This window comes from Opitutus sp. ER46, from assembly GCF_003054705.1.
Lineage (GTDB): Bacteria > Verrucomicrobiota > Verrucomicrobiia > Opitutales > Opitutaceae > ER46.
In genome coordinates this window covers 89,963-116,080 of sequence record NZ_QAYX01000019.1, presented here as the reverse complement: position 1 = coordinate 116,080, position 26,118 = coordinate 89,963, and the positions used below count along the sequence as shown (strand labels likewise).

The 26,118-nt window shown below is 68.6% G+C and carries 20 protein-coding genes; 11 read left to right on the top strand and 9 right to left on the bottom strand.

The features are described 5' to 3' along the window. Positions 1-155 precede the first annotated feature (155 nt). The 5 genes from DB354_RS05525 to DB354_RS05505 all read left to right on the top strand — a co-directional run bounded on the left by DB354_RS05525 (position 156) and on the right by DB354_RS05505 (position 5,896). A complete protein-coding gene (locus DB354_RS05525) occupies positions 156-1,418 on the top strand; it encodes a beta-ketoacyl-[acyl-carrier-protein] synthase family protein (RefSeq protein WP_107834447.1) in 1,263 nt (420 codons plus the stop codon). 65 nt (positions 1,419-1,483) lie between these two features. After that, positions 1,484-2,332 carry an SDR family NAD(P)-dependent oxidoreductase gene (locus DB354_RS05520; RefSeq protein ID WP_233256562.1) on the top strand — a complete coding sequence of 283 codons (849 nt, stop codon included), beginning with the start codon at positions 1,484-1,486 and terminating at the stop codon, positions 2,330-2,332. Beyond that, on the top strand, positions 2,332-3,573 hold the full coding sequence (locus DB354_RS05515) for a glycosyltransferase (RefSeq protein ID WP_107834446.1): 1,242 nt from the start codon (positions 2,332-2,334) through the stop codon (positions 3,571-3,573). The genes DB354_RS05520 and DB354_RS05515 overlap by 1 nt, the downstream gene beginning before the upstream one ends. Before the next feature lie 80 nt (positions 3,574-3,653). Beyond that, positions 3,654-4,865: a glycosyltransferase family 4 protein gene (locus DB354_RS05510; RefSeq protein WP_107834445.1), complete on the top strand. Its 1,212-nt coding sequence runs from the start codon at positions 3,654-3,656 to the stop codon at positions 4,863-4,865. After that, positions 4,862-5,896: a glycosyltransferase gene (locus DB354_RS05505; RefSeq protein WP_107834444.1), complete on the top strand. Its 1,035-nt coding sequence runs from the start codon at positions 4,862-4,864 to the stop codon at positions 5,894-5,896. The genes DB354_RS05510 and DB354_RS05505 overlap by 4 nt, the downstream gene beginning before the upstream one ends. On the opposite strand, the gene DB354_RS05500 is transcribed toward DB354_RS05505, so the two are convergent. The 4 genes from DB354_RS05500 to DB354_RS05485 form a co-directional block, all read right to left on the bottom strand. Continuing rightward, positions 5,893-7,089, bottom strand: a complete 1,197-nt coding sequence (locus tag DB354_RS05500; protein WP_107834443.1) for an aminotransferase class I/II-fold pyridoxal phosphate-dependent enzyme — start codon at positions 7,087-7,089, stop codon at positions 5,893-5,895. The two genes, DB354_RS05505 and DB354_RS05500, sit on opposite strands and share 4 nt — an antisense overlap. Before the next feature lie 78 nt (positions 7,090-7,167). Continuing rightward, positions 7,168-8,352, bottom strand: coding sequence for a glycosyltransferase (locus tag DB354_RS05495; protein WP_107834442.1), 1,185 nt, complete (start codon positions 8,350-8,352; stop codon positions 7,168-7,170). 5 nt (positions 8,353-8,357) lie between these two features. Continuing rightward, positions 8,358-9,920, bottom strand: coding sequence for a hypothetical protein (locus DB354_RS05490; RefSeq protein ID WP_107834441.1), 1,563 nt, complete (start codon positions 9,918-9,920; stop codon positions 8,358-8,360). Between the two features lie 3 nt (positions 9,921-9,923). Beyond that, entirely contained in the window at positions 9,924-11,453 is a 1,530-nt protein-coding gene (locus DB354_RS05485) for a glycosyltransferase family 39 protein (protein ID WP_107834440.1), read from the bottom strand. A 41-nt stretch (positions 11,454-11,494) separates the two neighbouring features. Between DB354_RS05485 and DB354_RS05480 the strand changes: the two genes are divergently transcribed. Further along, complete coding sequence (locus tag DB354_RS05480) at positions 11,495-13,129, top strand: hypothetical protein (RefSeq protein WP_146180118.1); 1,635 nt, start codon at positions 11,495-11,497, stop codon at positions 13,127-13,129. A 17-nt stretch (positions 13,130-13,146) separates the two neighbouring features. On the opposite strand, the gene DB354_RS05475 is transcribed toward DB354_RS05480, so the two are convergent. Beyond that, positions 13,147-13,923 (bottom strand): class I SAM-dependent methyltransferase, encoded by a 777-nt coding sequence (locus tag DB354_RS05475; RefSeq protein WP_107834438.1) that lies wholly within the window; start codon positions 13,921-13,923, stop codon positions 13,147-13,149. Between the two features lie 107 nt (positions 13,924-14,030). Next, on the bottom strand, positions 14,031-15,683 hold the full coding sequence (locus DB354_RS05470) for a glycosyltransferase (protein ID WP_107834437.1): 1,653 nt from the start codon (positions 15,681-15,683) through the stop codon (positions 14,031-14,033). A gap of 481 nt (positions 15,684-16,164) precedes the next feature. Between DB354_RS05470 and DB354_RS05465 the strand changes: the two genes are divergently transcribed. From DB354_RS05465 to DB354_RS05445, 5 genes are all read left to right on the top strand, one after another. Beyond that, complete coding sequence (locus DB354_RS05465) at positions 16,165-18,309, top strand: hypothetical protein (protein ID WP_146180117.1); 2,145 nt, start codon at positions 16,165-16,167, stop codon at positions 18,307-18,309. 55 nt (positions 18,310-18,364) lie between these two features. Then, positions 18,365-19,117 carry a class I SAM-dependent methyltransferase gene (locus DB354_RS05460; protein ID WP_107834435.1) on the top strand — a complete coding sequence of 251 codons (753 nt, stop codon included), beginning with the start codon at positions 18,365-18,367 and terminating at the stop codon, positions 19,115-19,117. A 133-nt stretch (positions 19,118-19,250) separates the two neighbouring features. Beyond that, a complete protein-coding gene (locus tag DB354_RS05455; protein WP_107834434.1) occupies positions 19,251-21,440 on the top strand; it encodes a hypothetical protein in 2,190 nt (729 codons plus the stop codon). A 120-nt stretch (positions 21,441-21,560) separates the two neighbouring features. Beyond that, positions 21,561-22,562, top strand: a complete 1,002-nt coding sequence (locus DB354_RS05450) for an NAD-dependent epimerase/dehydratase family protein (protein WP_107834433.1) — start codon at positions 21,561-21,563, stop codon at positions 22,560-22,562. A 107-nt stretch (positions 22,563-22,669) separates the two neighbouring features. Then, complete coding sequence (locus tag DB354_RS05445) at positions 22,670-23,614, top strand: glycosyltransferase (protein ID WP_107834432.1); 945 nt, start codon at positions 22,670-22,672, stop codon at positions 23,612-23,614. Between the two features lie 22 nt (positions 23,615-23,636). Here DB354_RS05445 and DB354_RS05440 read toward each other — a convergent pair whose 3' ends face one another. The 3 genes from DB354_RS05440 to DB354_RS05430 all read right to left on the bottom strand — a co-directional run bounded on the left by DB354_RS05440 (position 23,637) and on the right by DB354_RS05430 (position 26,064). Then, positions 23,637-24,653 carry a glycosyltransferase gene (locus DB354_RS05440; protein WP_107834431.1) on the bottom strand — a complete coding sequence of 339 codons (1,017 nt, stop codon included), beginning with the start codon at positions 24,651-24,653 and terminating at the stop codon, positions 23,637-23,639. 41 nt (positions 24,654-24,694) lie between these two features. Next, a complete protein-coding gene (gene rfbA, locus DB354_RS05435) occupies positions 24,695-25,627 on the bottom strand; it encodes a glucose-1-phosphate thymidylyltransferase RfbA (protein ID WP_107834430.1) in 933 nt (310 codons plus the stop codon). A gap of 83 nt (positions 25,628-25,710) precedes the next feature. Beyond that, complete coding sequence (locus DB354_RS05430; RefSeq protein ID WP_107834429.1) at positions 25,711-26,064, bottom strand: four helix bundle protein; 354 nt, start codon at positions 26,062-26,064, stop codon at positions 25,711-25,713. Positions 26,065-26,118 lie beyond the last annotated feature (54 nt).

The window sequence follows — 26,118 nt, the reverse complement described above, 5'->3', positions numbered from 1 at the left end:
CGCCGTCAGGAGCAACCTGGCGGCGTTTTTGTGGCTGCCGGGGTCGACGCGATATGCGCGCGTTCCGCCTCGCGCGTTGACCGCGGTGGGGGAACCACCTTCACTCGCTCCCCTGACGTCGGCCCGCCGGCCGGCGGGTCCTTTCTACCTCAAGCATGCCCAGAGTCTTTATCACCGGCCTCGGTTTCGTGACGAGCATCGGCAACGATGCCGCAACTGTCTCGCGCAACCTCCGCGAACTCCGTCACGGTTTTGAGCTCTACCCGCCGTTCCAGAAGCCGGACATCCCGGTGAAGGTTGTGGGCACCATCAAGGAGTTCACGACGGATTCGACCGACCCGGAGGACTGGACGTTTCCCGCGCGCTACAAGATCAAGCGCGAGCTGCTGCGCTCGATGGCGCCCAACGGCTTGTTCGCGCATTGCGCCCTCCTCCAGGCGATCGAGGACGCGAAGCTGGGCGAGGCAGACATCTCCAACCCCGACACCGGCCTCTACGCCGCGTCGGGCGGCTCGCCGTATCTCACGCACTACCATCACGAGCGGCTGGTGAAACATGGCGTCATGCGTTGTTCGCCGCTCGGGATCGTCGCGTCGATTGTCGGCACGCTGAATTTCAATCTCGTCGCCGCTTTCAAGATCCTCGGCGCGTCCTGCGGCTTCTCCTCGGCCTGTGCCTCGTCGGCGCACGCGCTGGGTTTCGCCTTCGATGAGCTCTCGCTCGGGCGCCAGAAGCGCATGTTCGTCGTTGGGGCGGAGGATGGTAACGTTGACGCGATCCTGCCGTTTGCCGGCATGCGCACGCTTTCGCCCCAAGCCGATCCCAATCTCGCGTCGCGTCCCTTTGACGCCGCCCGTGACGGCTTCGTGGGCACCGGCGGTGCCACCGTCCTGGTGCTTGAGACCGAGGAGGAAGTCGCGCGTCGCGGCGTGACGCCCTATGCCGAGTTCCTGGGCTGGGGGCAGGCTTCGGACGGCTATAACGTCGCGATCTCGCATCCCGAGGGAAGTGGTTCGGCTGCCGCCATGACGCAGGCCCTGCGGGCAGCGCGCGTGGAGGCGGGCCAGATCGACTACGTCAACGCGCACGCGACCTCGACGCTGATCGGCGATATTTCGGAGGCGAAGGCCCTGCGGGCGGTATTCCCGGCGGCCGCGCAGAAGCCGTACGTCAGCAGCACCAAGGCCCTCACAGGCCACGGGTTGTCGCTGGCCGGCGCGATGGAATCGGCGTTCTGCGCATTGGCGATGCGCGAGGGATTCATCCCGGGCAACGCCCATCTCAAACAGCTCGAGCCGCAGTGCGCGGGCATCAACGTGCCGACCGAGACGATCAACACCGCACCGACTTACGTCATGAAGAACAGCAGCGGCTTCGGTGGCGCGAATGTGGCGCTCGTGTTCAAGCGCGTCGGCTGACGTCATCCCGCCGTCCTCGTCCCGGGTGCGGTGACTCCCGCCCCGGCGCCTTTCTTTCCACACCCGTGTCCTCGCGACTCTCTGATTTGTACCGCACCGCGTTCGTGACCGGTGCGAGCACGGGGCTGGGAATGGCGTTTGCCGAAATGCTCCTGGGTGAAGGCGTGGAAGTCTGGGGCACGTCGCGCGATGCGACGCGGCTGGCCGACCTTCTGGCCCGCTACCCGGGCCGTTTTCACGCGGTGGCGCTTGATCTGCGCGACGGCGCGACCGCCGAGCGGGCCATGACCGTCGCGAATCAGGCGGCGGCTGGCTTTGACGTCATCATCAACAACGCGGGCTACGGCGTGTTTGGCGAGTTTGCCGCCACCGACTTTGCCGTCTGGCAGGAGCAACTCGAGGTGATGCTCGTGCACACCGCGCGGCTCGCGCATGCGGGGCTGCGGTGCCTGCAGTCCCCGGCACGCGGCGGCCGCCCCGCGGCGCTGGTCAACATCGCCTCGCTCGCGGCGGAATTCCCGCTGCCGTTCCAGGCCGGCTACAACATGTGCAAGGCCGGCATCACCGCGCTCAACCAGAGCCTCATGATGGAGTGCGAGGGCAGCCCCGTCGTGGTGCTCGACGTGCGCCCGGGGGATTACCGCACCGATTTTGAAGGCTCCGTGCTGCGGCCCGGGCAGCCCTGGACCAAGCCCGCGATGAACCGGGCCTGGGCCGCCTTTGCCGAGATGATGCAGAGCGGCCCGGCTCCCGCCCACGCCGCGGCGGGGCTCCGACGCGCCCTGGCCCGGCGCAGGAGCGGCACCGTCCGGATCGGCCGGTTCTTTCAGGCCGTGATCGCGCCGTTCCTCGCCCGCTTCGGTTCACTGGCGCTCAGTCGGCGCGTGCAGGCCCGCTACTTCCATCTTTCCTGATGCCCAAGCTTCGCATCCTCGTCCTCACGTCCAGCACCGGCGGCGGCCACGACGCCCGCGCCGAGGCGTTCGCGGAGTGGTGTTTCCAACTTTACCGGCACGACGTCGACGTGCGGATCGAGCAGATGCTGGAGGAGTCGTCGGTGGTGAATCGCACCGGCGTGAACATGTACAACTCGATCCAGCGGAATGCTCCCTGGGCGCACAACGTGTTCTATGCCGCAGTCGAGGTCCTCAGTTATCTCAACTCTCACCACGTTACGTTCGGCAACAAGTACTACGTGAAGGTGCTGGAGGAGTATCGTCCGCATCTCGTCTTCAGCGTCCACGACTGCCTGAATCGCGGCTACTTCCAGACCGCCCGCAAGATCCTCGGCCCCGATCGGGTCCGCTGTGCCACGTACTGCGGTGAGTTCTCCGGCGGCTGGGGTTACTCGCGCAACTGGATCGAGCCGACGGTCGACATGTACTTCTCGCGCACGCGCACGGCGAACGACTACGCGATCAAGAAGGGTATTGCGCCGGAGAAGACCCGCGTCCGGGGCTACCTCATGCTGCCGCGCTCACACATCGAGGTGCTGGGCCCTGCGGACCGCCGCGTGTACCGCAGCAAGCGGCTGGGCCTCGATCCCGACCTATTCACCGTGTTCCTCGCGACGGGCGGCAACGGCGCCAACAACCACCGCGACCTCCTGCCGGCGCTCGTGAAATACGCCGACCGCGTGCAGGCCATCGTCATCTGCGGCCGCAACAAGCAGACGTACAATGAGCTCGTGCACTGGCGCACCGTGCATCCCGAGTTCAACTGCCATATCGAGGGGTACTCCGAGACGGTTCACCTCCTGATGCAGGCGAGCGATGCGATCGTCACGCGCGGCGGCACCACGACGTGCGCCAAGGCGCTGCATTTCCAGTGTCCGATCATCTTCAACGCCTTCGGCGGCATCATGCCGCAGGAGGAGCTCACCTGGAAATTCTTCCGCAACGGCGCCGCCTCGGAGAAGATCGAGCGGGCCGAGGACTTCGCCCGCATCATCGATCGCTGGATGGAAGATGCCGCCGTCTATGCGGGTGTGCGCGAGAACTTCCTGAAGCTGCGTTACGAGGAGGATCCGACCATTCTCATCGATGAACTGGTGACGCTCGCCAACGAAGTCGCCGGCGTGAAGGTGCGCCGCCAGCCCTGGCCGCGTCCGAACGGCAACGGCAAGGCGCTGCAGGCGATCCTCTCGGGCAGCTAGGCCCTTCTTTCGGGCGGCCGCGCGGTGCCGCCAGTTTCGGATTTCCTGCCGCTGGCCGTTGCCCCTACGTTTCCGGGACATTGTCCACTTCCGCGCCCGTCATCGCCTATCTCTTCACCACGTTTCCCGCGAACACGGAGACCTTCCTGCAGCGCGAGATCACCGCGATGCGCGCGTTGGGCGTGAACCTGCGGGTGTATTCGCTGTGGGGAGGCGGCGGCAGTTTTCGCGGGGTGCCGGTCGCGAGTTTCAACAAGTGGCGGCTGCTGACTCTGTTCTGGTTGATCCCGATCGAGGGCTGGCGCCGGCCGGACGTGCTGAAACAACTGCTCCGGGGCCTGTTCACCCGTCGGGCTCCCTCCTGGCTCAACTTCTGGGAGAACATGCTGGGCGCGGGCTTCGCCTGTATCTACGCGCGCGAGTTCAGGCGCAACCCGCCGACGCTTGTCCACGCGGCCTGGGGTGGGGCGCCCGCCACCGCCGCCTGGCTGTTGTGGCGGATCGATGGCCATCGCTTCAGCGCGGCGGCCCACGCGTATGACATCTATGAACACGGCGGCGACTGGTGGCTCATGGACAAGCTCGAACACGCCGCCTTCGTCCACACTTCGACCGAGATGGGCCGCGGCGCGCTGGTGGAGCGGGGACTGCCGCCCGAGCGCGTGGTGTGCATCCGGCGCGGGCTCGACCAGATTGCGCCGCTGAAGCCTTTGCGCGCCTCGCGTTCCCCCCTGCACCTCGTGAGCGTCGCGCGTCTCGTGGAGAAAAAGGGACTCGACCGCCAGCTCCGCATTTATGCCGCGCTGGCGGCGGCTGGAGTCGAGTTCGAAGCCCGCATCGTCGGCGACGGACCGCTCCGCGCGGGCCTGGAGAAACTTGCAGGCGAGCTCGGCGTCGGCGCCCGGGTGGCCTTCACCGGGCATCTGCCGCAGCATGAAGTCTGGAACCAGCTCGCCTGGGCCGACGCCCTGTTGCACACCGGCGTCATCGCCCCGAGCGGCGACCGCGACGGCCTGCCCAACGTAATCCCGGAGGCGATGTCCGTCGGCGCCGTCGTGATCACCTCGCCCGCGGCGGCGACGACGGAAGCGATCACGCACCGCGTTAACGGCGTCGTCGCGCCCGTCGAGGCGCCGGCGGAGTGGGTGGAGGCGTTGCGCCGGCTGTCGCTCGACGACGCGTGGGCCGAAGGCCTGCGGGCCGAGGCGCGCCGCTGGGTCGAGGAAAACTTCGACGCGCATCGGAATGCGCGCCGGTTGCTCACGGAATTTCACAAGGTGACTGGCACATGATCCACCTCGACCGTACCAAGGCCGGACCTGCCGCGCCCCGCTCGGGCTTGACCCGGGTGGCGGCACGACTGGCGGCGGCTTTGGGCGACGACGCGCTGGCGGTGCGCTGGCCCGAGGAACCGGCCGCCGCGCAACGTGAGGACTGGCTGCTCACGACGGAGCTGTTTTCGGAGGCGGAGCGCCCGGGCGTGTCGCGCTTCCTCGCGGAGCGTCCCTGTCGCTGTGCCGCCCTCTTCCATGACGCGATTCCGCTGCGGCACCCGCACATCACCTGGCCGCAGAGCGTCGCGCGTCACCCGGGTTACATGAAGCTCCTCGCCCAGTTCGACCGGGTGTGGGCGGTCTCCCGGGCGAGTCGGGATGACCTGCTGGGCTTCTGGCGCTGGCAGGGGCTCGAGTCCGTTCCGCCGGTGGAGGTGCTGGCGCTGGGCGCGGATTTTGGTGCCGGCCCGAGGATCACCACACGCGTTATCGCTCCCTCGCCGCCGCGGCTGCTGGCGGTGGGCATCGTGGAGCCGCGCAAGAACCAGGGACTGTTGCTCGACGCGTGCGAACCCCTGTGGCGCGAGGGCTTGCGGTTCGAACTGCACCTCGTCGGGCGCGTGAATCCGCATTTCGGTCCGCCCCTGCTCGCCCGGATCAAGGACGCGGCGCGTCGTCGTCCCGGGGCCGTGCAGTATTACGCCGCGGTGGACGATGCCATGCTGACGGAGCTCTACGCGAGCGCCCGGGCCACGCTGTTCCCGACGATCGCCGAAGGCTGCGGACTTCCTCTTCTCGAGTCGCTCTGGCATGGCGTGCCGTGCGTGTGCAGCGACCTGCCGGTGTTGCGTGAGAACGCGGACGGCGGTGGCTGCCTGCCGGTGCAGGTGACCGATGTGGCCGCGTGGACGGCGGCGCTGCGGCGAGTCCTGTTGGACGAACCGCTGGTGCGGCGGCTCACGAACGAGGCGACGACGCGCTTCCTGCCGACCTGGGCGGAGGCCGCCGCGACGCTTCGCGGCGCCCTGATGGGCGGCGCGCGGAGCTAGAGCTTCTTGACCGCGTAGGCCAGGGCCTCGGCGACCTTCTCCAGCTGCTCATCGGTGTGCATGGCCGAGACGGCGGTGCGGATAAGGTCCTTGCCGGCGGGGACGGCGGGAGCGATCGACATGACGGTGAACACGCCCTTTTCGAGGAGCGCGCGCCAGAAGGGATAAACGCGTTCCTTCGAACCGAGCACGATCGGAATCGCCGGGGTTTCGCTCTCCCAGGTGTCGAGACCCAGGCCCTTGAGGATCGCTTTGTACTTCCGGGTGTTGGCCCAGAGCTTCTCGAGATGCTGCGGCTCGGTGCGCATCACCTCGAGCGCGGCCTGCGCGGCGGCGGCCTGTCCCGGACTGATCGCGGCGGAGAAAGTCGTCTGCTTGGAGTTGGTGCGGAGGTACTCGATGACGTCCTTCGAGCCAGACACGAAACCGCCGACGCTTGCGAGCGACTTGGACATGCTGCCGCACAGGACATCGACCTTGTCGTTCATCGCGAAGTGATCGACGGTGCCGCGGCCCTGCCGGCCCAGCACGCCGAACCCATGCGCGTCGTCGAGCACGGTGAAGCAGCCGTTTTCCTCGGCAATCTCGGTGAGCTCGGGCAGCCGGGCGATGTGGCCCTCCATCGAGTACACGCCCTCGATCACGAGCAGCTTCGGCGCGTCGGTGGCCGTGGCGGCGATCACCTGCCGCAGGTCCTCGGGGTTGTTGTGCGAGAACCGCTCGACGGTTGCGACCGACAGCCGGATGCCATCCCAGAGGCAGGAGTGAAGGTTCTTGTCCGCAAAGATGACGTCGCCCTTCTGGGCAAACGCCGCCACCGACGACATGCAGGAGAGATATCCGGCGGCGTGGACGTGGCAGGCCTCGCGGCCCAGAAATTCGGCGAGCTTTTCCTCGAGTTCGATGTGGTACGCGCGCGAGCCGTTGGAGATGCGGGCGCCGTTGGTGCTCGTGCCCCAGCGGGTGACGGCGGCGCGGGAGGCTTCGACGACCTTCGGATGGTACGAGAGCCCAAGGTAATCGTTGCTGGAGAGCATGATGACGTCTTTGCCATCCAGGCTCACGATCGTGCCCTTCTGGGCATCCATGGTGTGGTAGTACGGCGCGTACCGAAGCCGCATCTTCGTGGCGTAGTCGTCCCGACAACGCGTCAACACCGCCTTTTTATTCTTACTGAAGAAGGACAACGCCATGTGCCGTGATCGTTGAGTCTCCCTTTTGTGCTTGGCAAGCACCCTGTCGGGAGGCGCGGTTGCCCGCGCGGACGGTCGTCAGGCGCGACGGCGGGGCGCGACTTCGTGCTCCATCCAGCCGATCAGGTCGGTGGCGTAATCAGACCAGCGGCGGAAGGAGCGCGCGCGGGCCTCCGCGCCCAACCGGTCGCGGGCGACGCGATCGCGGACCAGCGTGCCCATTGCCGTCGCCAGGCTGGAGGCATCGACTTGGTCCAGCGGCACGCAGCCACCGCCCCGGGCGGACTCCGCCAAGGCGCCGCGGTTCAGGCAGACGCACGGTCGGCCATGCGCGAGGCTTTCGAGCACGGGGAGGCCGAACCCCTCCATGATCGAGGGGTAAACGGTGAACGCGCAGGTTGCGTATGCGGCAGAGAGGGCCTCGTCGTCCGCGTTGGCATCATGCCGGAGCGGCCGGCCCGCCGCCTGCAGCGCGCGCAAACGCGCCAAGGCGGGACCAGCGGTCTCGGGGCGCGGGAGGCCCACGAGTTGCAGCTCGAAATCGACGCCCTCTGCCCAGAGGCGCTCCGCCGCCTCGAGCAAGGCGAGATGATTCTTCCGGCCCTCGATGCTGCCGACACACAGGACGACCGGACGGCCGGCCGCCGATGGAGGCGTGGGGCGGAGTGGCAGCTCGACGGCGAGCGGCAGCGTTTGCACCACCGGCATGCGCTCGACGCCCAGCCAGCGCCAGTAGTCGACCAGCGTGGCGCGCGAGTCCTCGGAGACGGCCGCGATCCCGTCGAACGCGAGGAGCTCCTGCAGGTAGGCGGGAAACCGCGCCACCGTCTTGACGGGCGTGAATTCGGGCAGCTTCAGCGGAATGCCGTCATGAAAGAGTGCGACGCAGGGACCGCTCGTCGCCGCGCGGAGCGCCGGAAAGCTCGCCGCCACCGTCGGCGAGAAGAGCTCCGGCACAATCACGCCGGCGGAGGCGGGCAGCCGGGGCGCGCCGCGGCGATCCCACCAGAGCCGCGCCAGGCGCCCGCGCAGACGCGCGGACCACGGCCAGTTGGCGCCACGCGTGCGGGCCGGCTCCGTGGCGGCGAGATTGGCCTGTTCCCAAGGTTCCAACGTGCGCCAAGTCCCGCGCCAGGGGTCGTGGGTCACCGCCACCGCCGCACCCTCCAGCGCCGCGGCGAGTGAACGCGCGACGCGTTGGATCCCGGTGCGCGCCCGCGTGTGGCTCGTGTGTGACAGGTCGAGGAGGTAGGGCGCGGCCATGACGGCTATCGGTCTGACACGGCGACCCGGAGGTCATAAAGCGCAAACCCGAGTTCGCGGGCGTGGGCGTCGGCGCTTTCCCGCACCAAGGGTTCGGGGGAGGTGAACTCGAGCACGGTGCGTGCTCCCGTGATGTGCACGGCGAGAATGTGGTCGCGGCGTTGGGTGCCCACGGCGAAGCGCTGCAGTTCCCGGCCGTCCTGCCGCACGATGACGGTGCGCGGCGCGAGGCTGCGGGCGCCAAATTCCAGGCGCAGCGGGACGGCGCGGTTGCGGGGCCAGCTCTCGAACTCGAGGATGGCGCGCTCCTGGCTCCAGTTCCAATGATGGCGCCGCGTCTCTTCGCGGCCGAACCAGCCGCCGCCCAGGCGGGCCACGGCGGCGAGCGGACCGGAGTGCGCGGCCGCCAGTTCGCGCGCGTCGTGGGGGACGTCGCGCAGGGCCAGGAGCCCGGACGGCACGGTGAGGTTGCCGAGGATGAGCCAGAGCAGGGCGGCGCGGCGGCGGCTGGCGAGGACGTTGAACGCGAGCGTGAGTGGGAGCAGCACGCGCGGGGCAGCGCCTGGGAAACCTTCCCAGACCGCGACGCCGAGGACGGTCATGAGGACGGCGTAGATCGCGCCCAGTCGCCACCAGCGTTCATGCGGCTGACGATGAAAGACGAAGAATGCCGCCTGGACGACCAGTGCGGCGGTCGTGAGGAGCGTCGTGACGGTAAGCCACAGGTCGGGGATGCGCGTGAAGGCGCTGACTGCTTCCCGTCCCTTCGCCGCGAGCCCGAAGAGTGGCCAGGCGAAGTTGCGCCAGCCGGTGTCGCTGGGCCCGAGCTGTGCGCGCACGTAGAGCAACCACGCGGCGAGGGGAAGTACCACCGCCATGCCGCGGACCAGGTTCTTCCAGGAAAACCACGGCGCCTTCATGAGGCCGGCGACCGCCAGGAGGCCGGTTTCGCGACTCAAGGCCGCGGAGGCGACACTCATGAGGGCGGTGACTTTGTGCCCGCGTTCGGCGGCGAGGAGCGCGAGGGCAACGATCGTGGTGGCGATCAGGTCGGTGAGCGCGAAGCGCACGCTGCAGAGGGCGCCGGCAGAAAAGAGCAGCCCGGCCCACGCCACGAATCCGCGTCCGTCGCGCACCCCGATCGCCTTCCACGCGAGCAGCGCCAGCAGAAGCCACGCGGCGACATTGAGTAGCGGATAGATCACGATGATCGCTGCTGGTTTGGTGCCCGCCAGGATCCAGGCGGCGGCCGAGGGCAGGATGCGGCGCGCGCGATACGCCGGGTTGTCCAACGCCGTGGCGAACTGCGGATCGCGCAGCGTCGGATCCAACGCGAGCTGGGCGTAGTACATCCCGTCGTAGGGCCCGGTGTCGCGATAGACGTACACCGGGTGCTCGCGAAAGGCCGTGAGCTTCACGTCATCGTTCGAGGCGTCGAGCTGGATGAAGGCGGTGAAGCCGTACACCGGATGCCAGAACCGGGTGACGAGCACCAGGAATCCGACCACGGCGAGCAGCGCGAGGCCCGCGAGCCATCGGTCGCGACGACGCTGGGCGAGAGCAGCCATGAATCAGGAGCCGGCGGGAGCAGGCGGCGACCATTGCCAGATGGTCACGTCGCGCACTTGCCCGATCTGCTGCCACCGGCCCGTCGGGAGGTGGGAGGAGAATACCTGGTGCTCCTCCAGTTCGAAAGGATGGAGCACCGCGTAGAGCGGACGCTTCTGCGCGGCCAGGGCGGACGCGAGCTGGGCGAAGGACTTGGCGTCGAGCTGGTCCCAGCGGACGAAGGTGAAGTCCGTGTAGTAGTAGATCGCGCCGGTGTTCTGCATCGCCGCGATGACGGCGTTGGCCGGCAGGTTCTGCCGGAGCCAGTCGGTCGTGAGGGCGTACACCTTCTCGCCCGAGGCGGCATGCAGTGTCACCCACTTTTCGTTCCAGTAGGTGTTCCAACCGAAGGCGGCAGCGAGGATGAGGCAGGCGAGAACGGTGCGGGCGCGGCAACTGCAGCGCGCGGCGAGGAAGGTCTGCCCGACCAACAGGGCGCCGATGATGAAGGCGGGGGCGGCCGGAAGGATGAAGCGCAGGTACCACCACGTCTCGTGCGTGCACGGATACGCGGCGTAGAAACCGGCGAAAACCAGGGCCCAGGCGAGCAGCACCGCGGTCTGGCGGGGCATCCGGCGCGCAAGGAGGGGGAGGGCCAGGAAACCCACCACGAACGGGGTGAACACCACGGGCAGCATGCGCGCATAGTGCCAGAGCGTGGGCACGATGACGGTGCGATCGAGACCGGCGTCGCTGCCGTAGCCGGTCGTGAAGTAGCTGCCATACGCGGCGTGCGTGTGCAGAAGGAAGAACACGCCGCCCGGGATTCCACCGACAATGAAGGCCGCCCACCGGCGCCAGGAGAGCCCCAGCGTGAGGGCAACCGGCAGCAGCGCGAGGGCGTTGGTCGGCCGCATCAGCACCGCCATGGCGAATGCCGCGCCGGCGCCGAACGCCCAGGGCGTGCGCGCGCGACTGCGCCACGCCGCAAGGAGGGTGGCGGTGGTCCAGACCAGCGCGGGCACGTCACTCATGGCCTGCACCGCCATGAAGAGGTACAACGGCCCCCCGGCGACGATCACGGCGGCGATGGCCGCCCCGCGTCGCTCGAGTCCGAACGCGCGGGCCATGCCATAGGTGAGAAGCACGCCCGCCATCGCATGCAGCCAAAGTACGACGTCACCGGCGCGGTTCCACCCCACGACTTGGGCGGCGGCGAGGATCCAGAGCGGCAACCCGGTCGGGTAGGTTGGCACCAGCATTTGGTGGTCGGCCGCGACCTTGAACCCGAGCGGGACGTAAGCCCAGGCGCCATTCTGGGGCCGGAATCCCTCGACCGTGCGCGGCTCGACCCGCACGTGCCCCTCCGCCAGCGCGCGGCTGTGGTTGAGGTAGCCGGAAGAGTCGGCGCCGCCGGCGACCGCGCCAATGTGCTGCGCCAGCAGGAGACCAAAGACCGCCAGCGCCGCCGCGATCAGCCACCGCCGGATGCGCTGCCGTCGTGCGCGGGCGGGCGGGGAAGTGGGAGAGGTGGCAGGGAGGTCCGAATCCATTCTTGCGTTACCAAAAACCAGACAGTGGGCTTTTCAGATTCGTGGCCAGTCTCAATCTCCTGCGTGTCCGCCTCGCCAGATTTCTTCGGTTGCTGCCGCATGCCGCGGCGGCGGGGCTGTTCCTGCTGATCCTGGTCCAATTCTACCTGCCGGGGCAGGGGTTCACCGCGCTGATCAAGTTCGGCGCTGACGAAGCGCCACGCTACCTGCCCGAACTGCGGGCGATGAATTTCTACGCCGAGCGCGATTCCCATGGCTACGACGCGCAGTACTACGCGCAGATCGCCATGCACCCGCAGCTCAACCACCCGGCGCTGCGCGACGCGGTGGACAGCCTGCCGTATCGCGCGCGGCGGATCCTCTTCTGTTGGACGGCGTACGGTCTGGGGCTCGGCCAACCGGAATGGGTGCTCCACGTGTTCGCGGTGCAGAACATCCTCTGCTGGCTGGTCCTCGGGTGGGTCCTGCTGCGGTGGTTTCCGCCGCATGGCCCGCAAAATTTTCTCCGCTGGTTCGCGGTCATGTTCTCCTTCGGGCTGGTCGTCAGCGTCCGCGACTCGCTGATGGATGGCCCCAGCCTGCTGTTGATCGCGCTCGGCGTGCTGCTGCTGGAGGCCGGACGGACGTGGTGGTCCGCGCTGTTGCTGGGCGTGGCGGGCCTGGGCAAGGAGACCAACCTCATCGCGGGGGCGGCGTTTGCGCCAGACAACTGGCTCGACCGCGCCGCCTGGCGGGGCGCCGTTATGCGCGGCCTCCTGGTGGTCGCGCCGTTGTTCCTCTGGCTGCTGTTCCTGCAGGTGCGACTCGGGGCGGCGGGTGATCTTGGCGCGCGCAACTTCGACTGGCCGTTCTTCGGCTACCTCGGCAAATGGCGCGAGACGCTGCAACCGTTTCTCGGGGAAGGCAGCCGGGAAATCGGCCGCGGCAACGCCTGCGTGATGATCGCCCTCACCGTGCAGTGGCTGTTCTTCGCCCTCCGCCCGCGCTGGCAGAGCGTGTGGTGGCGCATCGGCGCGGGCTACGCCGCGCTGCTGGTCGTGCTCGGTGAGGCCGTATGGGAAGGCTACCTCGGCGCCTCCCCGCGTGTGCTCCTGCCGATGACGCTCGCATTCAACCTGACCGTGCCGCGGACGTGGCGCTGGTGGCCGGTCCTGCTGCTCGGCAACCTCCTGGTCTGGCCCTCGGTGGATACGATGTCCTCGCCGCCAGGCACGGTGGATACGCGCATCAACGGACCGCGCCTCCTGCGCGTGACCGAGGATGGCCGCGAACTCGCGGCGCAGTTCGACGCCGGCGAGTGGTATCCGCATGAACGTTCGTACTTCGATTATTGGCGGTGGTCGCGCGGACCGGCACACGTGGTGGTGCAGAATCCGCACCCATATCCGGTCTTCGCCGACGTGAGCCTCCGCCTGAAGAGCAGCGATGAGCGTCACGTGACGCTGCGCGCCGGCGAGCGCACTCTCTGGTCGGGGCCGACGGCGCAACCGGTGGAACTCGCGTTCCCCAACGTGCGGCTGGAACCCGGCGATAACGTTTGGTTTTTCGACACGGACCGCCCGCCGGCAGCGCCGCCGAATGGGGACACACGCCTGATCGCGTTTCGCGTGTGCGACCTGGTGATCAAGCTGACCGGGCCGCTGCCCCCGCCGGGCCAGGTCGCGCCGAGGCCGTAACGGGCCGGCGGGGACGCTCAGTCCTTCCAGAGGACCACGAGTCCCTGGCGGCGGGTCTTGAAGAAATACCGGATCAGCCGGAAGAGGCTGAGCAACTTGCGGCCGCGGAGGTCCCACGGGCCGCGGGCTTCCGTATACGAGGGCCGGTACACCGCGCGCAGATGGAACCAAGGCCACGGCAGCACCTGGGTGCGGGTGAAGCCGGCGGCGCGGGCGTGGCGGAGAATCGTGCGCGGGGGCATGTCCTTCTCGTGCACGCCGTACTCCGCCACCATCTGGCGCGAGGTGGGCGTCTGGCTATGCCCCTCGCCCGGCTCGATGCATAACACGACGCCGCCGGGGGCTAGCGCGGCATGCGCGGCGCGGAGCGCGGCGACCTCGGACTCGGCGTGGTGCAGGGCGTCGTGAAACAGGACGGCCTGCACCGGCGACGCCACCCGCACCTCCTCGTAGTCGGCGAGCACGTAGGTGACGTTGGCGAGCCCGCGTTCCTGCTGCAGTTGTTCCGCCATCTGGATTGCGTCCGGCGAGATGTCGAAGCCGATCACGTCGTACCCGCGTTGTGCGAAGAGCTGGCCCAGCCAACCCGTGCCGCAGCCGAATTCGGCGATGCGGGCGGGCGGCGGCGGCAACAGGGCCATCATGGCGGTGACGTTCGCGAGGTATTCGAGGGCGTGCGCGTCGGAGAACGGCTTGCGCATCGCGTGCTCGCGCCCCTGGGGACCGATCCGCGCGAAGTACTCGCGCTCGCCTTGTTTCGGGTCGGACAGGTTGGGGGTGGAGAACGCGGGCATGGGAGAGGGGAGCAGGGCCAAATCAATGCCGGGTTCCACCCAAATTTCCACTCGGGCGGGGAGAAGCCTTTCCGCGGCAGAGTGGGGCCGGTTGCCTCGCGCGGGTCCTAGAAGGCAGCGATACACTCCAGGCGCCGACGATACCGCGCGCCGATCACCGCCGGGGCGAAGCGCGATTCCATGGTCTCCCGCGCCGCCGCGCCGAGCCGGGCCGCCAGCGCGCGATCGGCAAACAGCGTGCGCATGTGGTCCGCCGCGTGGGTCACGTCGGGTTCCGCCCAGGTCGAACCCTTGGCGTACGGACCATGGTTCTGTTCGAGCGTGACCAGCCGGACGCGCACCGGGCAGCCGTTCTCCGGCGTCACAAACTCGGCAGTGGCGGACCAGTCGGTGCTGATGACCGGTTTGCCGAGGAACATGCTCTCGGCCACGGAGAGCCCAAAGCCCTCGGACCGGTGCAGCGAAACAAAGCAGTCGCATGCCGCCTCGAGGGCGTACACGTCGGCGCGGGACATCGTCTCCGTCAGCAGCACGGTGCCGGGCAGGTCGTGCACGCTTTGCTGCAGGGCCGCGAAGTCCGCGGGGTTGCCCGCGACGTTCTGAACCTTGATGACGAGCGCGGCCCCGCGGCCCGCGAGGCCCGACTCGCGAAAGGCCGAGATCACGGCACGGGGGTTCTTGCGCGCGGCGTAGGAGTTCAGGTCGAAAAGCGTGAGGAACAGGTATGTGTCCGCGGGCAGCCCCAGTGCCGCGCGGAGTTGCGCCATGCTGCTGGCCGGGCGGGCAAAGCCGATGGCGTGCGGCATCGTGAGCACCGGCACCGGCGCTTTCAGCGCCACCGCCGCGGTCGTGAAGTCGCTCGGGCACCAGATCTCGTCGAAGTAGTCGAAACTGGCCGTCCACGCGTCGGGAAACTCCGGCAGTTCCCAGGCGAAGTAGCCGATGTTGTACTTGCCGGCGCGGAAGCCGCGCCCGTGGTGATGGTCGAGGTCGCGTGCCGCCGGCGGGTCGACGTGGACGACGTTCACGTCGTGCGGATTGTCCTCCTGCAGCCGCGGCGTGTAGGTGTCGTCGCCGAGCCGGTTCTTGCAGTTGAGCTTGAGCGGCACCAGCGCGGTGGGGATCGCCGCGGCATCGGCGGCGCGGACCATGCAGCGGGCCGATTCGCCGAGGCCGAGGTCGGCGGTGAGAAAACCGGCGATATTAAGCCCGAGCCGGGCGTGTCGGCGGGCGAACGCCGCCACGAACGGGGCGTCGCGCTGCGAGAAATCGAAGATCCGCTCGCCCGCGGCGGTTGTGATCGCGGTGACACGGAGCTGCCGGTTCTTCAGCTGGGGTCGGTAGTGCTGCAGGGCGCCGAGCCCGGTGACGCGGCCGGCCCACGCGAGAAAGTTGGTGCGCCCCACGCCGCGCAGGCGGAAGTGGAGTGTGATCGCAGCGGCCGCAGCGCCGGTCGGGACCGGGATGCGCATCTCCCACGCGCCGGCCTGCAAGGGGGTGACGCGTCCCACGCGGCGGCCGTCGAGGGAGACCTCGAGCGCCGGCGAAACGCGCTCGCTGCCCCGCGCCTCGGGGTGAGGGCGAAACTCGCCGCGCACGATGAGCTGCGTGACCTCACCGAGCGGCGGCAGCCGCACCGAAGCTGCCTCGCGAATCCACGCCGAGGCCTGGTCGAAGTCGTCGAAGAAGAGTCCCGAGTAGTGCGAGAAGCGCCGACTATAGGCGCCACCCGCGGGAGGCGTGCGCGAGGCAGAACACATGCAGGAGCCGCCGAGCGAAGGCGCCGACGGCGAACTTGGCAACGGGGGAGTTGAGGGTGAGTGAAAGTGAGAGTGACAGTGGGGGAGCAGGGATTGGTGAGCCGACTCAATCCCTGCGGCGGAAACGGGCAGGACACGGAGGGCAGAGATCGGAGGAGGGGCACGGAGTGAAGATCCGGCGGCTTTTCCTCCGTGTCCTCATCCGGCCTCAGTGCGCTCTGTGACGGAACGAGAACGAGAACGAGAACGAGGGCGGCTACGAGAACCGGAGGCGGACCTCAATCCCTCAATCCCTCAATCCCTCAATCCCTCAATCCCTCAATCCCTCGAGAGAAAGAGGAAGAGAAAGACTTGGACTGCCACTTTCACTTTCACTCTCACTTTCACTCCGGCGGCGCCTGCCGCCGGAATTGAGGGTTGCGGCGAATCGCGGCGGGCGTTTTCAAAGAAGGACACCCCTGGCTGCTGGTCCCAGCTTCTGTTGCGAAATCCCTGGCCTAACTTCCTTGCTGCTGCATTAGCGGCGCGCTGGCGCGTCGTCCTGCTGGTTTGCGTCACCACGCTGGTATGGATGGCGCAGTACGACCGCTGGACGCCGGCGAGCTGGCAGTTGCCGACGGAATATCGCGGTGACTCCCTGGAAATCCTCGCGCGCATCAAGGCGGCCGCCGAAGGCGACACCGTGCCGTTGCGGCCGCAGGTGATCTCCCGGCTCGGCGCGCCGTTCGGGGCCAACTGGAGTCCGTACCCCTCGTCCGATCTGATGCTGCTGTGGGTGCTGGGGCGCGTCGCTCGCGTGATCGGAGTGTACCCCGCCGCGAACCTGGCGCTCCTGCTCGGCAGTCTCACCGCGGCCTTGTCCTTCTACGGCTGCGCGCGCTGGCTGCGGGCGCGGTGGGAGTGGGCGCTGGCGGGGGCGCTGTTGTTCGCCTTCACCTACCAGTCCTTTCACCGCGGGCTGAACCATCTCTTCTTCGTCTACACCTGGATGGTGCCGCTCACGTTGTTGAGCGCCGGCCTGGTGGCGACGAGCCGGCGCCTGCGCCTGCGCGGCGCCACCGGGGTGTTCTGTGTTGGCGTCGCCGCGGTCATCGGCATCGGCAACCCGTATGCGTTGTTCCTGTACCTCCAGCTTGTCGGCTGGGCGGTCGTCGGGCAGCTGCTCGGTGTGCGCCGCCGGGAGAACATCGTAACCGGCGTGGTGGCCATCGTGGTGGCCATCGCCGCCTTCTTTGTCGTCGAGTCCCATGTCTGGCTGTTCACGGCGGACACGGCGGCGGCACCGCCGATCGTGCGCAACTACGGCGGTACCGAACGATACGCGCTGAAACCCATCGAGCTGTTCATGCCGCCGGCGACCCATCGCTGGGAACCGCTCGCGTTCTTTGGTCAGCGGTACGCGCGGTGGTCCGACTGGCGGTCGGGCGAGTCGTTCGCCCCCTATCTCGGGCTCGTCGGCATGGCCGCGTTCATCTGGCTGGCGGTGGTATCGTTTCGCGCGGTGCTGCGGCGCGAGCGCCTGCCGGGCGTTGCCTTGCCGGCCGCGTGGGTCCTGGCGTTCGCGTCGGTCGGCGGCGTCACCAACATCCTGGCCTTTTTCGCGGGGTTGAACGTCTTTCGCGCGACCAACCGCTTCAGCATCTTCATCTCCGCGCTGGTGCTCCTTTTCCTCGTCACGCGGATCAGCACCTGGTGGCACCAACGCTCCCGGTGGTGGAGCATTGGGCTCGCGGGCCTGGTCGCGGCGTTCGGCCTCTACGACCAACTGCCCCCGCCGGCGCCGGACGCGAAGAAGGTGCGGATCGCCGAGCGGGTCGCGTCGGATCTGGAGATTGGCCAGAAGCTGGAGCGGCAACTGCCGGCGCACGCGATGGTGTTCCAGTTGCCGGTGCTGGGTTTTCCCGAGGTGGTGCCGCCATTCCAGCTCACCGACTACGAATTTTTCCGCCCCTATCTCGGCACCGACACGATGCGGTTCACGTATGGCAGTCTCAAGGGTCGCAGCCGTGGCCGCTGGCAGCGCGACACCGCGGCCCTGCCGACGGGGGAAATGGTGCGCGAGTTGGAGAGCTATGGCTTCGCCGCGCTGTACATCAACCGTCGCGGGTTCCCGGACCGGGCGGAACACCTGCTGGCGGAATTGACCGCCGCCGGCCGCACGCGCCGGATCGAGGGCCGGCTCGGCGAGCAGGTGATCGTCTTCCTCGAACCGGCGGCCAGCCCGAAGCTGCCGCTCGCGCGGGCCTTCACGTTTGGCCGGGGCTGGCACGAATCGCGGCCCGGCGAACCGCGCTGGGCGTACGGGCCCGCGACCATGTCGTTCTTCAACCCGCTTCCGCGCGCGCTCCGGTGTGAGGTGCGTTTTGCCCTGCGCGCGCTGGGGGATCGCCAGGTGGACATCACCTTGAACAACCGGGTGAAGATCGAGCTCACCCTCAATGAAAAGCGGCGGGAGCTCGTGGTGCCGATGACGCTCGAGCCCGGGGTCAACCACCTCGACGTCAGCTCGCGCCAGCCTCCCGTCCGCATGAGCAACGAACGCGACCAGTTGCGCTGCTTCGCCGTGTACGAGGCGAGCGTGCACCCGACCGACGACGCGCCGCCGGGCGTCCTCGCGGCGCGATAGGAACCGGATCGACGCCGGTTCTCGGCGTCGTAGGCTGCCGCCCCGTTGCTGATTCATGGACCCGAGCGAGTACCGCAAACTGGCCGACGTTGAAGACCGCATGTGGTACTTCCGGGCGCTGCATGCGCACGTGGAGCGCGAGTTGGCCGGCGCGCGCGCCGGCGAGGAGCTGAACGTGCTCGATGCTGGCTGCGGCACCGGCGGATTGATCCGGCGGCTGGCGGCGCGGCATCCGCGCTGGGGCTGGAAGGGCGTCGATCTTTCCCCGCTGGCGCGTGACCTGGCGCAGGCTCGGCTGCGCGAGGCGGGGCTTGGTTTTGAGCTGGCGCTGGCGTCGGTGACGGCGCTGCCGTGGGCTGACGCGAGTTTTGACGCGGTGGTGTCGGCCGACGTGCTGTATCACGTCGACGACGACAATGCCGCGTTGCGGGAGTTCTTCCGCGTCCTGCGTCCGGGTGGGCGCGTGATCGTGAACGTCCCGGCCTATGCCTGGCTCTGGTCGTACCACGACGTCGCGGTGCATTCGCGGCGGCGCTATCACCGCGCGCAGGTGTTGCGGCAACTGCAGGACGCCGGGTTCGCGGCACCCCGCGCGACCTACTGGAACACCGTGCCGTTTCCGCTGGTGGTGGTGCGCCGCAAACTCCTGCCGCCGCCGCGGGCGGGCAGCGACGTGCAGCTTTATCCCGCACCGGTGGAGCGGGCCTTTGATGTGGCGATGGCCATGGAACGCGTCTGGCTGCGGCGGGTGGGCCGGCTCCCGTTCGGGGTTTCGGTGCTCGCCGTGGCGGAGAAGCCGGCGCTTTGAGTGAGGATCCGGCCCCGCCTCGGCTGGAAACGGCCGTGCCTCGCCACGGCGGGGAGAACTCCGGCGGTGTGGTTGGATTAGAGAATGCACTGGCGTTGCGGGCGGACCCGGCAAACGTTTCGGCGCTGCGTCCATGATGTTTCTCGCCGTTGCCGTCGCGCTCCTGTTCCACGTCTGTTTCTGGGGACTGGGTGCGGCCATGCTGTTGATGCCCCGGCGCTGGGATCGCTTCTGGCCCATGCTGGTGATCCCGGCGGGCCTCGCGCTGCAGTCGCTCGTCGTCTGGCTTGGCGCCTATGCCGGACTCCCGGGGACGAACAGCTATGCGTGGCCGGCGGAGATCCTGCCAGCGTTTTTGCTCGGGCTTGGACTGCGGCGGCTCGGGATTCGGCGCGCGCGGGTCGACGTCACGCGCTTCGGGCTCGTGTACCTGATCACCCTCGGCGTGCTCCTGCTCCTGCTGCTGCCGCTCGGGTTCGGCGCGCGGGGGCTGACGACGATCTCGCTGGGGAGTTGCGATGCGGCGGACTACGCGGCCGGCGCGCGGGTGTTCCAGGAGTTCGCGCGCGGCGACCGCGCCGGGTTTCTGGGCCTCACGGAAGTCGTGCGCGTGATGTCGGCCGACAACTTTGCCGACTTCTGGCTGCGGTTGAACCACTTCACGCCCTCGGCGCTGATGGCGTTGAACGGCACCATCCTTGACTGCGGGCCGCATGAGATCGTCGGCGTGCTGACGCTGGTCGTGCTGGCGGGCACGGTGCCGGTGGTGTTCTGGGTCGCGCGGGCGATGTTCCGGTACAGCGGGGTGGCGAGCCTGGTCATCGCCGGGCTGTACGGGATCAGCCCGATCACGTGGTACTCGGTGGCGCACGTCTCGCCCGCGCCGCAGTTGGCGGCCATCGGCATCGCCTTGCTCAGTTGGGCGGGCTTTGCGCTGTGGAACGGTCGGCTGACCTGGCGGACGGGGTGGGCGCTGGCCGGAGTGCTCGCGGTGGCGTACGCCCTCCTGCTCGGGAGCTACAATTTCATCCTGCTCGTCGCGCTGGTGCCTGCGGTGGCCTACGCCGGCGGGTGGACCTTGCGGCAGGGGTGCTGGGCGCGGCTGGCGCGCTGGGCGGTGATCATGCTCGCGCCGCTCCTGGCCTGCGGGCTGGTCTTTTGGGGCCGGGTCAGCGGTCTCGTGGAGCGGTTCCTGCTTTTCCAGACGTACGACTTTGGGTGGCGGATTCCAGCGCTCGGCCCGGAAGGCTGGCTCGGCATGGTGCGCGGCGGCAGCCTCCTGCCGTGGCCTTGGTTTGGCGTGCGCTGGCTGCTGGGCGTGGCGGTGATCACGGCGCTGAGCTGGGGAGTCGCGCGGTCGCTGCGCGAGCGGCGCTGGCGCGTCTGGCTCGTCCTGGCCACGACGCTCCCGGTCCTGCTCGGGTACGCTTTCCTGGAAGTCCGCGGCGTGCTGCGCGGGACCAACGCGAGCTACGACGCCTTCAAGCTCTTCACCGTCTTCTATCCGCTGCTGCTCTGCGGCTTCTGCTGGTGGATCACGCTGCGTTGGAGCATGCGGCTCTTCGACTGGATCGCCGTTGCCTCCTTCGCCGGCGTCGTTGTGACGCTCAACCTCGTTGGATGCGCGATGTCGGTTTACCACCTCTGGCGCGCGCCGCTGCGCGTGGACGGCGAACTCCGGCAGCTCCGCCGGATCGAGGCGATGCCCGACGTGGCGTCGGTCAACCTGCTGATCCCCGACATGTGGTCACGGCTCTGGGCGAACGCGTTTCTCCTGCAAAAGCCGCAGTACTTTCTCACGCACACCTACGAAGGCCGGCTCAACACGTCCTTGCGCGGCGAGTGGGACCTTTCCTCCGAGGTGGTGCGGGTCCAGCCCGGGCCAGCCGCGGCGCGCCGGGTGACGCCGCACTACTGGCTCACCGACACTCGCGCGCCGGGCTTCGTGCGCGTGTTGCCGGAGCGGGGTTGGCATGCCTTGGAGACGCTGCCGGGCGGGGAGCGGTGGCGTTGGACGGCGCCGGAGGCGACCTTGCGGGTGCAGAATCCGCAGTCGCATCCCGTCGCCCTGCGCCTCGAACTCGACGGGCGCGGCGAAGGCGCCGTCGACCTCGGCGTGGCGCTCGCCGGAGGGCCGGGGCCAACCTTCGTGCGCGTGCCGGGCGAACGCGGACGCGTGCCACTGCCGGCGGTCACGGTGCCTCCGGGCGAATCGGTCCTGGTCCTGCGGACGCGGGCCGCGGGTGGGGCGGCGGTCGCGCCGGCGGATGACCGCGCGCTCGGCGTGTGCGTGTTTGCGCTCGTGCTGGAGCCGGCGCGCTGAACGTGCGCCGCCGCGGTTGCCGCGGGGGCGGTCAAACTGCCCGCTCGCGCAGGCTGCCGGGTGGCCGCCTAATTTTTCGGGTTGGCGCACAGGGGCCGGGGACTGTTTCCTCGAGCCCGGATGCCAGCCCCTCTGAACTTCCGCCGTGCGTACGCCGGCAAACGAGTCCTCATCACCGGTGGATTGGGGTTCATCGGTTCGAACCTTGCGCGGCGCCTCGTGGCGTTGGGCGCTGAGGTGAGCGTCGTCGACAGCCTCGTGCCCGAGTACGGCGGCAACCGGCGCAACCTCGACGGCGTGGCCGGCCGGATCCAGGTGCACGTGGCCGACGTGCGCGACTGGCCGAAACTGCCGAAGCTCGTCGCCGGGCAGGACTATCTTTTCAACCTCGCGGGGCAGACGAGCCACATGGACTCGATGACCGACCCGCAGACCGACCTGGACATCAACTGCCGGGCGCAACTGGCGATTCTCGAGGCGTGCCGGCTCCATAATCCGCAGATCCGGATCGTCTTCGCCAGCACACGGCAGATCTACGGCCGTCCTGATTACCTGCCGGTCGACGAGGAGCACCCACTGCGGCCCGTCGACGTGAACGGCATCAACAAGATCGCGGGGGAGTCGTTTCACCTCCTGTATTCGCGCGTGCACGGCATCCGGGCGACGGCATTGCGGCTGACGAACACGATCGGTCCGCGCATGCGCATCAAGGATGCGCGCCAGACCTTCGTCGGCGTGTGGATCCGGCGGCTGCTCGAGGGCGAGCCGATCGAGGTGTGGGGCGGGGAGCAGTTGCGCGACTTCACCTACGTCGATGACGCGGTGGAGGCGTTCCTGTTGGCCGCGGCGAACCCGAAGGCAGAGGGCCGCGTGTTCAATCTCGGCGGGCCGCCGCCAGTCACGCTCGAGGCGCTCGCCCAGCTCATCGTCACGGCGAATGGCGGCGGCGTGTACGTCGTGCGCGAGTTCCCTCGCGACCGGCGCAAGATCGATATCGGCGACTACTACGCGGACGACCGCCTGATCGGTCGCGTGCTCGGATGGAAGCCGCGGACCGACCTGCGCACCGCTCTCGCCCGGACCCTGGCGTACTATCGCCGCGAACTCCGGCACTATCTCTGAGCGGCCCGGGCCGTGCGCGCGGCGTGTCCGCCAATCGGTTGCGCCGCCGCGGCCATTTTCCGGCTTCCGAATTCGGACGGGATGAGCCATCTCTGAGCCTCCCCCGGATGCCCACCCCCGCTCTCAGCTTCGTCGTTCCCCTCTACTTCAGCGCCGAAACCATCCGGGAGGTGGTGGCGCAGATCGAGGCGCTCGAAGTCGAAGGCGGGCACGAGATCATCCTCGTGAACGACGGTAGCACCGACGCGACAAGCACGGTGTGCCGCGAGCTGGTCCGCGACGCGCGGGTGCCAATCACGCTGGTCGAGCACGCACGGAATTTCGGCGAGCACAACGCGGTGCTCACCGGCTGGCGCCACGCCCGCGGTGCCCACATCGTGAATCTTGACGACGATGGCCAGAATCCGCCGGCCGAGGCCGTGCGGCTTTGGGCGCACGCGAAGGCCACGGGGCTGGATGTCGTGTTCGGCCACTACGAGGAGAAGCAGCACGCCGCCTGGCGGAACCTCGGGAGCTGGTTCACCAACCGGGTCACCGACTGGGCGCTGGACAAGCCGCGCGGCTTTTACCTCTCGAGCTTCCGGTGCGTGAGCGCGTTCGCGGCGAAGCAGGTCATCAAGTACGCGGGCCCGTACCCCTACATCGACGGCCTGCTGCTGCAGGTGACGCAGCGGATCGGGTCGATGACGGTGCGGCACGAGGTGCGCCAGGCCGGCACGAGCACGTACACCCTGCGGCGGCTGGTGCGGCTCTGGCTCAGCGCGTGGATCAATTTTTCGGTCGCGCCCCTGCGCGTGGCGACGGTCCTTGGCTTCCTCGTCGCCGTCCTCGGCATCGCCGCTCTCGCGGTGGTCGGCTGGCTGTGGTGGAACGACCGCGGGCCGAGCTACGGCTGGGGCTGGCTGATGGCCGGCATGCTGATCTTCTCCGGCACCCAACTCGTGCTCCTCGGCATCATCGGCGAGTACATCGGCCGGATGTTTTTGGCGATCAACCAGCGCCCCCAGGCCGTGGAGCGGGAGGTCGTGACGTCGGCGCCGAGCGCCCGTTGAGGGGACGGCGGAGATCCCGACGCTATCGCGGGCCGGATTCCGGGGCGGAGATCTGCGCCAGCAGCGCGCGCCAGCGCACGAACTCGAGGTCGAGTGCGGCGTTGAGCGAGGCGATTGCCTCGGGGGGCGGGGTGCGGCTCAGGCCGACGGCGTGCAGCCAGGCACGACGGACGAACGTGGCGTCGCGCGCGCGGGGTTCGGCGTGTCGGGCGGCAAGGTACTCGCGGCACCATGCGCGGGTGGCGCATGCGACGAAGTCGGCGCCCCACCGGCGGGCGAGCCGCTCGGAGTTGGCCTCGTCGCGCAGCTTGCGGCCGGGCGAGGCGCTCACGTGGTGCCGGACGACGCTGCGCAACGCGACCGCGTTGAGGCGGCCCGCGGCGCGTGCGCGGAAGCAGAGGTCGACGTCCTCGCCGCCGTTGACGTAGCCCGTATCGAAGCCGCCGAGCTCGCGCCACAGCGAGGCGTCGACCAGGACGCAGGCGGCGGTGACCGCCGGCACGTGACGGACCGGCGCGAACCCACGCGACCAGCGCGACGGCGCGCGACGGTCATGCTCCGGCTTGGCCTTCAGGTTGAAAACGATGCCGGCGTGGTCGACGGCACCGGTGCGGGCGTCGACCTGGACGTTGCCCACGAGGCCGGCGCGGCGGCCGAGGGAATGCTGGGCGGCGAGCATCGGCTCGAGCCAGCGCGGTTGCAGCACCAGGTCGTTGTTGAGCAGGACGAGGTTCCGGCCGCGGGCCTCGGTGGCGGCGCGGTTGTTCGTGGCGGCAAAACCCAGATTGCGCTCGTTCAGCAGCATCCGGAAGGGCGGTTCACGGAGCGAGGCCAGCCAGGCGCGAGTGCCGTCGGTGCTGCCGTCGTCGATGAGGATGATCTCGTGCGCGAGTCTGGCCGGCAGCGTGGCGCGCAGGCTCTCCACCATCGCCTGGCTGAGCGCCAGATTGTTGAAGAGCGGAACGATGCAGCTCAGGTCCAGCGTGGCTCCCGGGGCGGGGGCACGCTCCGCGCCAGCAGGGGAGGCGGGAGGTGGCATGGACGTGGCTCGGCGGCAGTGCGCGAATCGCGGACGGCGCGCTATTCCTTCTCCTCTGCGATGCGGCGGAGGTAGGCGCCGTAGCTGGATTTGCCGAGGCGGGCGATGTTGGCGTCAAGCGTGGCGCGATCGATCCAGCCCTGCCGCCAGGCGATCTCCTCAAGGCACGCGATCTTCAGGCCCTGGCGGCTCTCGATGACGCTCACGAACTGGCCCGCATCGAGCAGCGACTCGTGCGTCCCGGTGTCGAGCCACGCCGTGCCGCGCCCGAGGATCTCGACGTGCAGCCGGCCGGCTTCGAGGTAGAGGCGGTTGAGGTCGGTGATCTCGAGCTCGCCGCGCTTCGAGGGCTTCAGCCGGCGGGAGAACGCCACGACGTCGCGGTCGTAGAAATAGATGCCGGGGATGGCGTAGTTGGATTTCGGTTGCGCCGGCTTCTCCTCGAGCGAGAGCACGCGGCCGTCCGGCGCGAACTCGACGACGCCGTAGCTCTTGGGATCGGCGACGTGGTAACCGAAGATTGTCGCCCCCTCCTGCCGCGCCGCCGCGTGGCCGAGCGACTTCACGAGGTCGTGGCCGTAGAAGAGATTGTCACCCAGCACGAGCGCCGCGGGCTCGTGCTTCAGGAAGCCGACCTCCTCGGCGATGTGAAACGCCTGGGCGAGTCCCTCGGGCTTGGGCTGCGCGGCGTAGCTCAGCTTGAGGCCGAGATTTTCGCCGGTGCCCAGCAGGCGCTCGAACAGTGGCAGATCCTGCGGCGTGGAGATGACGAGCACCTCGCGGATGCCGGCGAGCATCAGGACCGACAGCGGGTAGTACACCATTGGTTTGTCGTACACCGGCATCAGCTGCTTGCTCACGGCGATCGTCAGCGGGTACAGGCGCGTGCCCGAGCCGCCGGCGAGGATGATTCCGCGACGCGGGGCGGTGCTGGGGGAGGTAGGCTGAGAGGTGGTCGCGGGATCGGATAGCATAGCGAAGCTGGAGGGTCGCGGAATGGGTAAGGATTAAGGTGTAGAGTTTTAGGTCCGAACCGGAGGGACGGCAGGGGGCGAACTCAGGAACCCTGGAGGCTGCGGATCAGCGCGTAAAGCTTCGCGCCGATCCTCCGTACGTCCGCGCGCAGCGCCTCGGCGCGGTCGGGATTCATATAGCCGAGGTCGGCGGCGAGATAGAGCTGGTTGCGGGTCTCGCCCGCCGAGCCCTTTGCGTACCCGAGGAACTGAACAAACTCAGATGCGTGCAGCCGCTCTGAACCCTCGGCGATATTGCTAGAGATAGAGCACGCGGCCCGAGTGATCTGGTCCCGGAACCCGAAATCGCGGCACGCCGCCAACTCGCGATAGACGTCCGTCGCGAGTCTCCGCGCCAACTGCCAGACCTCCAATTCCTCAAATGACCGGTATGCCATGGGTAATCTTGGTCCGAAACCTTACACCTTAGGCCTTACAGATCACCGCGCATC